The sequence below is a fragment of the Pseudovibrio sp. WM33 genome, from assembly GCF_001623165.1.
GTDB lineage: Bacteria > Pseudomonadota > Alphaproteobacteria > Rhizobiales > Stappiaceae > Pseudovibrio.
This window is the reverse complement of sequence record NZ_LMCK01000075.1, coordinates 37,358-51,305: the sequence shown is the minus strand read 5'-3', so window position 1 is coordinate 51,305 and position 13,948 is coordinate 37,358. Positions and strand designations below refer to the sequence as shown.

14 protein-coding genes are annotated in these 13,948 nt (G+C 49.1%); 13 read left to right on the top strand and 1 reads right to left on the bottom strand.

What is annotated here, in order from left to right; genetic code table 11:
* The first annotated feature begins 30 nt into the window (after nucleotides 1-30).
* Genes PsWM33_RS12955 through PsWM33_RS12945 form a run of 3 tightly spaced genes read left to right on the top strand, consistent with a single transcriptional unit; the run spans nucleotide 31 to nucleotide 3,509 of the window.
* Entirely contained in the window at nucleotides 31-1,512 is a 1,482-nt protein-coding gene (locus tag PsWM33_RS12955; RefSeq protein ID WP_063300513.1) for a CpaF family protein, read from the top strand.
* Nucleotides 1,505-2,524, top strand: coding sequence for a type II secretion system F family protein (locus PsWM33_RS12950; RefSeq protein WP_063300512.1), 1,020 nt, complete (start codon nucleotides 1,505-1,507; stop codon nucleotides 2,522-2,524). The genes PsWM33_RS12955 and PsWM33_RS12950 overlap by 8 nt, the downstream gene beginning before the upstream one ends.
* Before the next feature lie 10 nt (nucleotides 2,525-2,534).
* Entirely contained in the window at nucleotides 2,535-3,509 is a 975-nt protein-coding gene (locus PsWM33_RS12945) for a type II secretion system F family protein (RefSeq protein ID WP_063300511.1), read from the top strand.
* A 4-nt stretch (nucleotides 3,510-3,513) separates the two neighbouring features.
* Here the strand turns inward: PsWM33_RS12945 and PsWM33_RS12940 are convergent, their stop codons facing one another.
* Complete coding sequence (locus PsWM33_RS12940) at nucleotides 3,514-4,296, bottom strand: tetratricopeptide repeat protein (protein WP_063300510.1); 783 nt, start codon at nucleotides 4,294-4,296, stop codon at nucleotides 3,514-3,516.
* 211 nt (nucleotides 4,297-4,507) lie between these two features.
* Between PsWM33_RS12940 and PsWM33_RS12935 the strand changes: the two genes are divergently transcribed.
* The 10 genes from PsWM33_RS12935 (at nucleotide 4,508) to PsWM33_RS12890 (ending at nucleotide 13,467) form a co-directional block, all read left to right on the top strand.
* A complete protein-coding gene (locus tag PsWM33_RS12935; RefSeq protein ID WP_063295221.1) occupies nucleotides 4,508-5,890 on the top strand; it encodes a leucyl aminopeptidase family protein in 1,383 nt (460 codons plus the stop codon).
* A 111-nt stretch (nucleotides 5,891-6,001) separates the two neighbouring features.
* Nucleotides 6,002-6,352 (top strand): MarR family transcriptional regulator, encoded by a 351-nt coding sequence (locus PsWM33_RS12930; protein ID WP_063300509.1) that lies wholly within the window; start codon nucleotides 6,002-6,004, stop codon nucleotides 6,350-6,352.
* Between the two features lie 63 nt (nucleotides 6,353-6,415).
* A complete protein-coding gene (locus PsWM33_RS12925; RefSeq protein ID WP_063300508.1) occupies nucleotides 6,416-7,285 on the top strand; it encodes a C40 family peptidase in 870 nt (289 codons plus the stop codon).
* 140 nt (nucleotides 7,286-7,425) lie between these two features.
* Nucleotides 7,426-7,935: a pilus assembly protein N-terminal domain-containing protein gene (locus PsWM33_RS12920; RefSeq protein WP_208991693.1), complete on the top strand. Its 510-nt coding sequence runs from the start codon at nucleotides 7,426-7,428 to the stop codon at nucleotides 7,933-7,935.
* A 59-nt stretch (nucleotides 7,936-7,994) separates the two neighbouring features.
* Entirely contained in the window at nucleotides 7,995-8,528 is a 534-nt protein-coding gene (locus PsWM33_RS12915) for a TadE/TadG family type IV pilus assembly protein (protein ID WP_063300507.1), read from the top strand.
* 22 nt (nucleotides 8,529-8,550) lie between these two features.
* A complete protein-coding gene (locus PsWM33_RS12910) occupies nucleotides 8,551-9,165 on the top strand; it encodes a TadE/TadG family type IV pilus assembly protein (protein WP_063295175.1) in 615 nt (204 codons plus the stop codon).
* 273 nt (nucleotides 9,166-9,438) lie between these two features.
* The gene (locus tag PsWM33_RS12905; RefSeq protein WP_063286848.1) at nucleotides 9,439-10,860 is read left to right on the top strand and encodes a bifunctional enoyl-CoA hydratase/phosphate acetyltransferase; all 1,422 of its coding nucleotides are present in this window, start codon (nucleotides 9,439-9,441) and stop codon (nucleotides 10,858-10,860) included.
* A 25-nt stretch (nucleotides 10,861-10,885) separates the two neighbouring features.
* Nucleotides 10,886-12,067, top strand: a complete 1,182-nt coding sequence (locus PsWM33_RS12900; RefSeq protein ID WP_063300506.1) for an acetate/propionate family kinase — start codon at nucleotides 10,886-10,888, stop codon at nucleotides 12,065-12,067.
* A gap of 205 nt (nucleotides 12,068-12,272) precedes the next feature.
* The gene (locus tag PsWM33_RS12895; RefSeq protein WP_063300505.1) at nucleotides 12,273-12,743 is read left to right on the top strand and encodes a dienelactone hydrolase family protein; all 471 of its coding nucleotides are present in this window, start codon (nucleotides 12,273-12,275) and stop codon (nucleotides 12,741-12,743) included.
* A 106-nt stretch (nucleotides 12,744-12,849) separates the two neighbouring features.
* Nucleotides 12,850-13,467, top strand: coding sequence for an HAD family hydrolase (locus PsWM33_RS12890; RefSeq protein WP_063300504.1), 618 nt, complete (start codon nucleotides 12,850-12,852; stop codon nucleotides 13,465-13,467).
* The last annotated feature ends 481 nt before the right edge of the window (nucleotides 13,468-13,948 follow it).

Sequence of the window (13,948 nt, the reverse complement as noted above, 5' to 3'; positions counted from 1 at the left end):
ATTTTGTGCTGATTTCAAAGGCGGAAGAATATGTTTGGTAGACGTGGCAACGGTGAATTTAGAAGCAAAAATCCAAAGTCTGCTTCAGTAAATCCTGCGATACAGAAACAGACAACAAAGACTGCTGTACAGGACACACCAAGCACCATAAAATCTAGTTCGTCTGTTGCCGAAGTTCAGCGAGAAAAGCCCAAAGAAACGGCTCCTGAAACACAACGAACTCAGGAGTACTACGCAACCAAAGCATCGATCTTCAATGCGTTGGTGGAGGCAATTGATCTCTCGCAGTTGAGCCGGCTGGATCAAGAGGATGCGCGTGATGAGATCCGGGATGTCGTCAATGACATTATCGCTCTCAAAAATCTCGTCATGTCGATTGCTGAGCAGGAGGACCTGCTCGAAGATATTTGTAACGATGTGTTGGGCTATGGACCACTTGAGCCGCTTTTAGCCCGTGATGACATTGCCGATATCATGGTGAACGGGGCGAACACCATCTACATCGAAACAGCTGGCATGGTGGAGCAAACAAACATTCAGTTTCGCGATAATCGTCAGCTGATGAACATCTGCCAGCGGATTGTGTCTCAGGTTGGTCGTCGTGTGGATGAAGCCAGCCCGATATGTGATGCGCGCCTTCCTGATGGCTCTCGTGTGAACGTGATCGCCCCGCCTCTGTCATTAGACGGGCCTGCATTGACAATTCGTAAGTTTAAGAAAGACAAGCTTACGCTCGATCAGCTGGTGAATTTTGGTTCGATTTCGCGTGAAGGCGCTGAGATCCTGGAAATCATCGGCCGAGTACAATGTAACACGGTTATTTCTGGTGGTACGGGCTCAGGCAAAACCACACTTCTCAACTGCTTGACGCGCTATATCGATAGCACGGAGCGCATTATCACTTGCGAAGATAGTGCCGAACTCCAACTTCAGCAGCCACATGTCGTCAGATTGGAAACCAGACCTCCAAACCTGGAAGGTGAGGGTGAGATCACTATGCGTGATCTTGTAAAAAACTGTCTGCGTATGCGTCCTGAACGTATCATCGTAGGTGAGGTTCGTGGCCCGGAAGTATTTGATTTGCTTCAGGCAATGAACACAGGCCATGATGGCTCAATGGGCACGATCCACTCTAACTCACCACGTGAGTGTCTAAAGCGTATTGAATCCATGATCGCTCTTGGGGGGTTCTCTCTTCCATCTAAAACTGTACGTGAGATTATTGTTGGTTCTATTGATGTGATTGTCCAGGCAGCACGCCTGAGAGATGGCTCACGCCGGATTACTCACATTACCGAAGTCGTAGGAATGGAGGGAGATGTCATCACGACACAAGACCTCTTCACCTATGAAATCACGGGAGAAGACGCGAATGGCAAAATCATAGGCCAGCATCGCTCCACTGGTATAGGACGTCCGCTCTTCTGGGAAAGAGCAAGATACTTCAACGAGGAAGAGCGGCTAGCCCGCGCGCTGGATGCTTCAGACGTTTCTGGAGGATTACATGGCTGACTTGGATAACTTCTTGGCCTCTCCGCTCGCTGATTATCTGATTACAGTTTTGATTATGGTGAGTGTCGTTGGTGTCACATTCACACTCTTGATGCCTCTCTTTTCCAAAGACAAACTTGGGAAACGAAAAGAGGGCCTTGTTCAGAAAAATAGAACTCAACCAAACGGGCAATCTCAGAAGGTTGATGTTACAGCTCGTAGAAAAACCGTTCAGGATCAGCTTAATGCTATGGAGGCCGCGCAAGCTGCCAAGAAAAAAAATGCAGACAAGCCGATTTTTACCGACTGGATTGGGCAAGCTGGCCTATCCTGGTCTAAGCCCAAATTCTATTTCATCTCAATGGTGTGTGGCTGCATTGTCTTTACTTTAAGTTTTTTCTCCGGGCAGCCTTTATGGATTTCAATTGCTCTTCTTTTTGTGGGCGTGTTCGGATTACCTCGATTCTATGTTTCGAGGCGGCGAAAAAAACGGTTCAACCAATTCCTTGATGAGTTTCCCAATGCAGTCGATATCATTGTTCGTGGCATCAAATCAGGCATGCCTTTAGGAGATTGCATGCATATTGCTGCTTCTGAGGCGAAAGACCCTGTTGGGTTAGAATTCTCACTTGTACTGGATAAGATGCAAATGGGGATACCGCTGGCTGAAGCAATCCAGAACATGCCGAAAAGAGTACCACTGCAAGAAACAAACTTCCTTGCGATTGTAATTGCTATTCAAGCGCAAGCCGGTGGTAGCCTCTCAGATGCGCTCAATAACCTTTCAAAGACGTTGCGTCAGCGTAAAGAGATGAAAGGAAAAATTCGAGCCGTCAGCCAGGAAGCAAAATCATCGGCAGCAATCATCGGCTCTCTGCCCTTCTTAGTGACGATCATATTGTACTTAATCGCACCAAGTTACATTCGCTTACTCGTGGATACAGATATTGGCTTAATTCTCATCGCTGTTGGTTTAACTTGGATGACACTTGGAATCTTGGTCATGCGTAAAATGATTGATTTCAAGATATAGGAGCCCAGAGATGTCAATTACAGATCTTGGAAACAGCAACTTATTTGTAGTCATTCTCACATTACTTGCGGTATCAGGAACAGCCTATACGCTTTTAATGCCTCTATTTGAGCGCGATGAACTTAAAAGCCGTATGAAATCGGTTGCTCTTGAGAGGGATAAAATTCGAGCACGTGAACGTAATCGATTAGCCAACAGTAAAGAGGTTGAACGTGCTTCCCTTCGAAGTAGCCCTAAAGAAAGTGTGCGAGAATTTGTCGATAAATATAACCTTAAAAATACTTTATCGAATGATGGGTTAGTTAGAAAACTAAAAATGGCAGGATATAGAGGATCATCTCCTCTCTATTCATATTTGTTTATGCAGATTATGTTGCCTATAGGTTTTTTTATTCTTGCATTTGTTTATCTCGCTGCCATTTTGAAGTTAGATGTTCCCGTCTTGGGTGTGCTTTGTATTAGTTTGCTATTCTCGGCGATCGGATTCTATGCACCTAGTATTTTTGTGCAAAATCAAATTTCGAAACGACAAGAAACCATTCGATTAGCGTGGCCGGATGCCATGGATTTGATGCTCATCTGTGTCGAGTCTGGCATGTCGATTGAGGCTGCTTTTAAGAAAGTTGCAGAAGAAATTGGAGCTCAATCTGCAGCACTCGCTGAAGAACTTGTTCTAGCTAATGCAGAGCTTTCTTACTTAGATGAGCGAAAGAGAGCTTACCAAAATCTGGCAGAACGAACAGGCCTTGACGGTGTGAAGAATGTTGTTATCGCGCTCACACAGGCTGAGAGATACGGGACACCAATTGGGAATGCCCTTAGAGTTCTGTCAGATGAAAACCGTCAAGCTCGTATGCAGGAAGCCGAACGCAAAGCGGCGGGATTACCACCTAAGCTAACCGTTCCTATGATGCTATTTTTCATGCCTGTTCTGTTTATAGTTATTATTGGTCCTGCAGTAATTCAAGTCATGCAAACATTTTAACCCGTCACGCCTTGCCTAGCATGGTCTTCAAATACGCTACATTCTCTGCTGCTTGGCGTGGGTTTATGTCGGATTGGGCGAGGCGGACGGCTTCGTCAAACCGGCCTTGCAGTCCAAGGGTCAGAGCAAGGTTCTGGCGAACCTGACTGCCAGCTTCGCCGGTATCCAGTGCTGTTCGTAAAGTTGTCTCTGCGTTGCGCAGATCGCCTCCCAGCAGGTAGGACATTCCCAGGTTATTCAAAACAGTTGGCTCATTTGGCGAAAGCTTCAGCGCTTGCTGGTAGGTTGAGCGTGCTTGTTTAGTCTCACCAAGCTGATCCAGAATAGCCGCCTTGGCAGAAAGCATCTTCCAGTTTGGCTGTGCTGGGTCGAACGCATTGTCGATGACATTGAGCGCTTCCTGCAACTTGCCGTTTTCAGCTAGCACTTTGCCATAGCTTGCCGCAATCGTGTTGTTATCAGCATTGGCGATGACACCACGTCGTAAAATTGCTTCTGCTTGTTGGCCTTGGCCATCAATTCTCAAAGCTGCTGCAAAGTTCAGGATTGTACGTGGGCTTTTCTGGTCCTTGGCATACGCTCCGCCCCAGTAGGCGAGGGCTTGTTGCATCTCTTGTGAGCCGGGCTCAAGTTGCTGACTCTGAGAGATAGATGCCTGAGCGCGTTGTTTGTTGGTTGCGCAGCCGGAAAGTGCAAGCCCGCAAACCAGCAGCAGTGAAACAGCTGTTGCACTTCTTAAAATGCCACAAGACATCTTGGTTGTGTGTGTGCGGTCAAATACGGCCATGGAACCCTCAGCAACGAAGCAATTCAAATATTGTTTGAAAATCTAATATTATCCCTAATTTCTGGTTAATTTGGCTTAGCTAAGCCCTTGGTTGGACGGGGAGCAGCAAGCCGAATGTCTTGCGCAGAACCAGTAACGTCGTTAGGTTGCCACAAAGCTGCCCGAATAGGACAGAACACAAATTTCAAACATCTCATAAATGGAGCTCCCGGTGCACGGTCCGTTAATTTCTGCCGATGAAACAGTAAATCCAATCCCGGTTGTAGCGCTCTCCGCGAGTGAGTTGGACGCGCATCTTGATGCCTCTGGTGCCATGGCAAAGTCTTGGGCAAAAGCGCAGGAGTTTACAGCTGCTTTTGGAGAAACTCTGGCAGTTCCAAATGAAGCCGGTGAGATTGAAACCATTCTGTTCGGCTACGGCGAAAGCCAGAGAGACGCTTTAGAAACAGGCGCTGCTCTTAACAAAAAGCTCCCAACTGGCGTGTTTGAACTGTCGAAAGGTTTTGAAGATCCAGCTGGTATCGCTCTCGGTTTCTCTCTCGCAGCCTACCGTTTTGATGCCTATAAGAAAATTCCTGCGCCGAAGTCTCAGCTAGTCATCAGCGAGCCGGGCATTTTGGAAGAGCTGGCACCAATTATCGCTGGTGCGCACCTTGCAAAAGATCTCATCAATACCCCTGCAAATGATATGGGGCCGGAAGAACTAGCCGCAGCAGCTTGTCAGCTTTTTGAAGATCACGGCGGATCCTCAAAAATCATCATGGGTGATGTTCTGGAGAACGAGTTTCCGCTTGTGCATGCTGTCGGCAATGGCAGTGACAGAGCGCCGCGTCTGATTGATGCGACCTGGGGTAAAGAGACTGATCCGAAAATCACGTTGGTCGGCAAAGGCGTAATTTTCGACAGTGGTGGCTTGGACGTGAAGCCAGCTGCCGGCATGATCCTTATGAAAAAGGATATGGGTGGCGCGGCAAATGTTCTTGGCCTAGCAGCAATGATCATGAAAGCCGAGCTGCCAATGCGCTTGCGCGTGATTATTCCTGCAGTTGAAAATGCGATCTCGGGCCGCTCATTCCGCCCGTCAGACATTTTTACAAGTCGTAAGGGCCTTTCTGTCGAGATCGGTAACACAGATGCTGAAGGACGCTTGGTCCTGGCAGATGCACTTGCGCTGGCTGATGAAGAGAGCCCGGAGCTGATTGTTGATATGGCAACGCTGACAGGTGCAGCCCGTGTCGCACTGGGGCCTGATTTGCCGCCATACTATACAGATGATGAGGACTTGGCTGAAACGATCGCTGTTCACAGTGAAGCGGTGAATGATCCTTTGTGGCGCTTGCCGCTCTGGAAGCCATACAAAAAGTACATCACCTCCAAAACAGCTGATCTGGCAAACATCAACACAAGCGGAGCAGGTTTTGCAGGCTCAATCACTGCAGCCTTGTTCCTTCAGAGATTCGTTGAAAACGCAGGCAGCTGGGTGCATCTTGATATCTACGGTTGGACCCCAATTGAGAAAGATTTTAGGACCCATGGCGGAGAAGCCCAGGCAATTCGGGCACTTTTTGACATGTTGAAGACCCGATTTGGCTAAGCAAAGTACGGATTGCGCTGTCAAAATTACTTAATACCTCAATCTGGTAAGGGTCCCGAAATGATTTGCAGGCTAGGTTTTAGCCTGCAATAGGGATTAGGACGAATAAATATGCCCGTAGAGATCCGCCCGTCGCAGGCGCTTAAGCTATGGCATGATGTAGTGTTGGAATTGGTGCGCGCAGCAGATCAGGATTTGACTGCTCGCCAAATGTCTATTCTTTTAACTGTATATCTTGAGCCTCCACCACATACCGTGCGCGGACTTGCGCAAAAGCTAGGGGTTACCAAGCCTGCAATTACGCGTGCCTTGGATACCCTTGGAACAAACAAGCTGCTTTCCAGAAAGCGTGATGAAAATGATCGACGCAATGTCGTTGTCACACGCACAGTTACAGGGGCGCTGTATCTGGAACAGCTTGGTGATCTGGTATCAGAAAAAGCTCAAGACCTTTCGCGTTGATCGAAAGGCGGAACCAAGACATTATCAATCCGCTATGCCATTCTGATTGGAGAGAGCTCCCATATGACTGTTCAACTTGACCGCCGTTTACATCCGGTAAGGCCAGATCTGGCTTCGACTGACTATCGCGGTCAGGTGCAATCCGAGCGCTTTGTCGAGGGGACAAACTATTCTGTAAAAGCAGACAAGGTTGAACTACGCGCTCGGCCAGACTTTGCATGCGGGATCGATACCGAACTGAATTTCGGCGAAACCTTTCGTGTATTCGAGACAACGAAAGAAGGATGGTCTTGGGGCCAGCTGCAAACAGACGGATATGTTGGCTGGTTGCCGACAAACGTGCTGGGGCCTGTTGAACAAGCAACTCACAGAGTGATTGCCCTTCGCACCTATCGTTATCCGGAAGCTGAAATGAAACGTGCAGCCCTGGGGCAGGTCTCAATGGGAGCACTCGTAAGCGTTGTGGGAAATGAGACCACGCGCGGGCTGGAATTTGCAAAGCTTGCTGATGGCTCGTTTATGGTCAAAAAACACTTGGTAGAGCAGACTGATAAAGCTGCCGACTGGGTGAAAGCAGCAGAAGCTATGGTCGGAACGCCATATCTTTGGGGTGGACGCTCTACTCTAGGTCTGGATTGCTCCGGCTTGATCCAACTTGCACTCCAGACCGGCGGTATAAATGCCCCACGTGACGCGGATATGCAGGAAGCCATGCTGGGCGAACAACTCGACCTCTCCAGTGGCCTGCCAACTTTGCGGCGCGGCGACTTGATGTTCTGGAAAGGGCATGTGGGCGTTATGTCTGATTCTGAGACCTTGTTACATGCCAACGGTTACACAATGACGGTCGCTTATGAAGGGCTTCAGGCAGCTCTTAAACGCATTGGCGAGAACGAATTTGGCCAGCTCACCTCTGTGAAGAGGCTAAGTTGAAACGATGTTTACCCGTGCTTAACCATAAAGCGTATTATCGGCATATCTGACCCGTCAATTCGCGCAAATTAGGTTTTCGTTCACTAAAATAATCGCACAAATAACTAGTAAAATTTAACAGTTATTCGGTGGGGTTTGCCGTGTTTTGGAAGCTGCAAAAACAGGTCTCTGATCGTTCGTCAAAAATTGCCTCTGTCGCAATCTCTACTGCGATGATCGCAGGCATCTCCGCTACCTCAATCACACCCGCCTCTGCGGATGTTGAGGTGGTCGCCGACCAGGCAAAAGTCTTCCGTCTCGAAGAGCCTGCCGAAACCATCATTCTTGGAAACCCAAGTATCGCAGATGTGACAGTGCACGACCGCCTGACAATCGTGATCACCGGCAAATCCTACGGCACCACTAATCTGGTTGTCCTGAACGATGCCTCTGAGCCCGTTGTAGAAGAGCTGATCACCGTAACAGCAGAAATGGCCGGCTACGTTGCCGTCCACCGCAACAACAGCCGCTTCACCTACTCCTGCAACCCCGACTGCCATGAAGTCCTACGTCTAGGTGACAATAAGAAAAAGATCGAGGATGTCGCCGCGACCATCAGCATGCGCAACGAACTGGCAGAAAATGGGATTGTAGCAAAAGGCAGTCAGTAAATTGGAACAGTCCAATACCCCTCATTACAGTTAGAAAGTTGCGCTGAAGGGAACGAAGGGTGGGATATTCAAAGTCGAGAAAATTACTCTCTGACAACAAAGGTGTCACGGCAATTGAGTTTGCAATAGTCGCTCCGATGTTGTTTGCAATTATATTGGCTATAATCGAACTTGGTATTTCGTTTCTTGTTGAGGTGCTATTGGACAATGCTGTAGCTGATGCTGCGAGGCAAATTAGGACTGGGCAAGTTTACTATGCCGAAAAAGATGGAAACTACAGCAAAACTAAGTTCAAGAACGTAATTCTTGATGGGGGGACGGGACTTCTTAAGTCGGTGGAAGATAAGCTTTATATTGATGTCGTATCTTTTAAAAATTTTGAAGACATCCCAAAACCAAAGCCGATAATCAAGGAAGGCAAAGTCGTAATGGAGCAGAATTGGAAGCCAGGGGGCCCCAGCAATGTAGTCTTGGTTAGAGTAGTTTGTGCTTGGCCAATGATTACCTCCATGATGGCAGAAATATTCGGACAAGCTACGAACGGCAACCGAATTCTTGTTGCAACAGAAGTTTTTAGAAATGAGCCTTTCTAACAACTGACGAGTGAAGCTGCTTATGAAATTTCGTGCAAGATTACTCAATTTAGTAGGTGGCTTTTCCAAAAGCCAAGCGGGTGTAGCCGCAATCGAATTTGCAATGACAATCCCATTTTTGTTGTTTTTGTTTGTCGGTATGGTCGAGCTGATAACGGCAATTTCATATGATCGCCGTGTTAGTAAAACTGGCTCGTCGATTGCAGATCTTGTTGCACGTTCTAGTGACGTGACTGGCAAAATGGATGATATCGAAAGAGCAATCGCACATCAAATGACACCGTATGATGATGCAGATATTGATGTAAGAATTGGGATGGTTTTGATCAAGGCCAACTCTCCTGAAATTGTTTGGAGTTGGGGAAACAAGGTTCCTGTTCCCTGGGCTAAGGGAAGTAAACCTGATGGTGTAAGCTTCTCCGCCAATATGAAAAGCAATGGGCAGTATTACCTCATTTCAACATCAAGCCTTGATTACAACTTCATTCTAGGGAAATTGCTTTCTAACCTAAGTCAGGTTTTAACTGGAGAGAGTGATCAATTTACATCTATCGCTCTCAGTGACAGCTTTGTACTTCATCCACGGAAAGTCTCATGTGTGGAATATTACAACAGCTGCGCCAACTATCCATCATAATAACAACTACGTAAGATTTAGTGCTGTAATCTAAATATTGATGTGTCATAACTTCGCAGATCGCCAAAAACTGCTGTTTTGTGATCTTTACCGATAGATTTGTTAGCTCAAATGTTGAATAAGCGCCCCAAGCTTGGCGAAGAATTTAACGCACATATCGCTGAACAGTCACAGAGCTGCGATAGTATGGCTGAGACCTCCCCTCAAGAGCCCTATCGCAACACTCTTGAGCTCGGGCTGGTGCGGTATGTGGAAAATGAAAAGAGGCTATCAATGGCTACCAATCGGACCTATGACCAAATCCAGGTCGGAGATTCCGTCACTCGCTCCCGCATCTGTACAGCAAACGATCTTTACGTTTTTGCGCATGCGTCTGGCAACATCAATCCACTGCATCTGCCAAACGCGCAGTGGGAAGGCATTGAGAAGAAAGATGGCCCATCCGCACCATTCATGTGGGGCGCTACTCTGATCTCAGCCGTCGTCGGCAACTACCTCCCAGGTCCTGGCTGTGTGTACCGCGATCAGACACTTTCTTTCCATAACAAGGTGAAAGTGGATCAGGTTCTCGACGTCACTGTAACCGTTCTGGAAAAACTGCCAGATAACATCATCCGCCTTGCAACAAGTGTGAAGGTTGACGATGGCACTCTGGTTGCTGAAGGTGAAGCTCGGGTAGAAGCACCAACAAAATCAATTTCTTACGATGCAGAAGAGCTGCCAGGCCTGCTGATGAAGCGCCACCAGCACTTTGATCGTCTCGTTGCAACTGCTGCCCAGCTGCCAGCAATCCCGACTTCTGTTGTGTGCCCAGACGATGCAAACTCCCTCGGTGGCGCAGTCATGGCCGCTCAGGCTGGCCTGATCATCCCGATCCTGTGTGGTCCTGAAAAACGCATTCAGGCTGCTGCTGACAAAATCGGCGCAGACATCTCCAGTTACGAGTTGATCGACACACCTGATGAAGGTTCTGCGGCTGCTAAAGCTGTTGCGCTGGTTCATGAAGGCCGCGTGCGGTCCGTTATGAAGGGTCACCTTCACACAGATGACCTGCTGCGCCACGTTGTGAAGCGCGAGGGTGGTCTGCGCACCAAGCGTCGCTTGTCACATGCGTTCGTAATGGATGTTCCGGGTCGCGAAACCCCGCTCATCGTCTCTGATGCTGCAATCAACATTGCACCAGACCTGATGTCAAAAGTTGATATCACTCAGAACGCAATCGACGTTGCTCGTGCTATCGGCATTGAGCCTCCAAAAGTCGGCATCCTGTCCGCTCTTGAAACCGTAAACCCAGCGATCCCATCCACCATCGATGCAGCAGTGCTGTCCAAGATGGCTGAGCGTGGTCAGATCAAAGGCGGTATTGTTGACGGTCCTCTGGCGATGGATAACGCGATTGATCTTGAAGCTGCTCGCACCAAAGGCATTGAATCCGTTGTTGCTGGTCGCGCAGAAGTTCTGATCGTGCCAAATCTCGAAGCTGGCAACATGGTCGTGAAAGAGTTGACCTTCCTTGCTCATGCAGAAACAGCAGGCCTTGTAACCGGTGCACGCGTGCCGATCATCCTCACCAGCCGCGCTGACAACGATCGTGCGCGTCTCGTTTCTTGTGCTCTGGCATCCATGTACGACTACTACCTGCGCAACGGTGCTGCGTATGTTGGCGAGCAGGATCTGGCAGAAGCCGCAGAGTAATTTCGGGATAGCTGAGAAAACAATAATGACAATCGAAACAATCCTTGTACTGAACGCTGGGTCTTCCTCCATTAAATTCCAGTTGTTCAAAGGCGAAGAAAGTGTGCTTTCCGGCCAGATCGATGGTTTGGGAGCATCTGCTTGGGTTAAAGGCAAATCCGCTGAAGGCGCAACGATCATGGATCGTGCGCTCTCAGACGAAGAAGCGCAGAACCACAACACGGCTCTGCAGGTTATCCTTGCTCTGCTGAAAGAGTTCGATCCGAACCTTGAAGTTGACGCTATTGGTCACCGTGTGGTTCACGGTTCTTCCAAATACTCTGCACCTGTGCTGGTCACTGAAGAAGTTGCCGCGGAACTTGAAACATTCAACCCGCTTGCGCCTCTGCATAACCCGCACAACCTTGCAGGTATTGCTGGCTCCAAAGCGGCATTCCCGGGCAAGCCGAACGTTGCGTGTTTTGACACCGCGTTCCACCGCACGCAGGAATTCAAGAACGAAGCCTACGCGATCCCGACCAAATACTACGACGAAGGCATTCGTCGCTATGGCATGCACGGCCAGTCCTTCCACTTTATCGCGGAAGAGCTGCACAACGTGGCGCCAGAAGTGGCAGATGGCAAAGTCGTCGTCGCCCACCTCGGCAACGGCGCATCCATGTGTGCGATCGAAAATGGCAAATCTGTCACCACCACCATGGGCTTTACCCCGGTTGATGGTTTGGCAATGGGCACACGGTCCGGTCTGATCGATCCGGGTGTCATCTTCTACCTGATGGAAGAAAAAGGCATGTCCGTGAAAGAAGTCGCGAACCTGCTGAACAAGGAATCCGGCATGAAGGGTCTTTCCGGCATCTCGCAGGATATGCGTGATTTGGAAAATTCTGACAGCCCTGATGCAAAACGCGCACTCGACTACTATGACAACCGCATCAAGCGCGAGCTGGGTGCTCTGGTTGCTGTCATGGGTGGTCTGGACGCAATCGTCTTCACCGGTGGCATCGGTGAGAATTCCTCTCAAACCCGCGCTGGTGTTTGTAAGGGCCTTGAGTTCCTCGGCGTAGAAATCGACGAAGAAGCCAACAAGGCGCGCGCGAAGGAAGCAATCACAATTTCCAAAGCGTCTTCCAAGGTTAAGGTCATGGCGATCCCAACCAACGAAGAAGCCATGATTGCTCGTCAGACCCGCGCGATTTGCGAGTCGTAATCGACCTAAAAGTGGTGTTGATCACAGCGTTTAAGCCGCACTTTTCTTAAAGGAGAAGTGCGGCTTCTTTTTTGTTTGCCTATACGTACAAGAGCAGACGGGATAGTTGCACAAACATATTTGCATAGGTTGAATTATCAAAATGAGTTATATATTGAGGCGTGCATCTCTATTATATATAGCTTCAATAAACACTGGCATTCCTATGATCATCGCTGCAACTACATTAGCGCTACCAGCCTCTTTGCAGGCTGCTGAGCTGCGTCTGGTGGAATACCATCAAAGAAATTTAGCCTACATCATTGTACCTCGGACAGATAAGAAACTGCCTGCACTTGTGTTGTTTCATGACTGGGCAGGATTAACCGAAGAAGCGATCCTGCAGGCTGCGAAAATCGCAGAACAAGGCTATGCAGTGTTCCTTCCTGATCTGTTTGGCGGCAAGGCCCCACAGTCAAAAGAAGAAGCCCAGCCACTGGTTGAAGCGATCCTGGAAACGGACCATCAGCAAGAGCTTATGGCAAATGTCCATTCAGGTTTGCAGGTGCTGGAAAGTGTAGAAGAAGTAGAGCCAGTGGACGTCTCCATTTCTGGTCTTGGTATTGGTGAACAGGTTGCCAGTTACATCTCAAAAAGTGATATGACGCCCGCGCTGCCAATGCTCACCTATGCATAAGTCAGTGCGTCTGGCTGATGCCATTTTGTAATCCCACGCATTGCATCCCGTATGCTGAGGCAATACTACTGGGCCAACTCAATCTTTACATCTGAAGGAGGGGCTCATGTCCTCACCGGTCACTGCTGTCGTGTTTGATATTGGCAATGTCTTGATCTCTTGGGATCCGGAGAACCTGTATAAGGACCTGATTCCGGACGCATCAGAGCGCCAGTTCTTCCTTGATGAAGTATGCCCCTACGACTGGAATCTGGAGCAAGACAGAGGGCGCCCTTGGGGAGATGCCATTGCCGAACGGCTTGCCAAATTTCCTCAGTACGAAGAGTGGATCAAGGCCTATTACGAACGCTGGGAAGAAATGCTGGCCGGTGCGATCGAGGCCAATGTTGCGCTCCTGAAAGAACTCAAGGATAAAGGCATCTCTTTGTACGCCATCACCAACTTCTCTACTGAGAAGTTTGAGGATGCTAAACGCCTGTTCCCATTCCTTGCAGACAGCTTCATCGATACCGTGATCTCTGGCGATGAGAAGCTCCTGAAGCCGGATGCTGCCATCTACAACGTGCTGCTGGAAAGAAACCAGCTTGAAGCCTCCAACCTTGTCTTCATCGACGATACACTCAAGAACGTTGAAGCAGCTCAGGGCGTTGGTATGAAAGCGCTCCACTTCTCCGAAGCAAACAAACTCCGCTCAGACCTGAAGCAGCTTGGCCTGCCACTCTAAGATCAATCATGTCTTCCCGGGCGAAGCGTAGCGGAGACCCGGGATCCAGAGCACCTTGCTTAGACATTAGCGAATGTTGCGCCAGATCCCGCATCATATGCGGGATGACGGCGGCGGACTGAGATAAAGAACAACTGACTTTCGCCTACAAAACTTATCCCCCTCCCCAAAATCCTGCTTATTCTTAGTCCGGTACCCACGCATTCGGGCAGGAGTGGACCGTCCATTCCGCGGCGTGGGTGGGGTTGGGCTGCTGGTACGAGGTAACGTATCGTGTCAGGAGGTCCGGTGAAGCGCCATACCCTATTGAGACCACAGTGGTATTAGGGAGTTTGGGGTCGTTCCGGAGGGCGTCCGGTGGTGACAAGAAATTGTCGATGACAGGGAAACGTGCCAGTGACACGGGAACGTGTCATTCACGTCTGTCCGAGAGGGAGCCCGCGTGTTCATGATAAAAGGCCCGGGCGAGGCGAACAGCTGA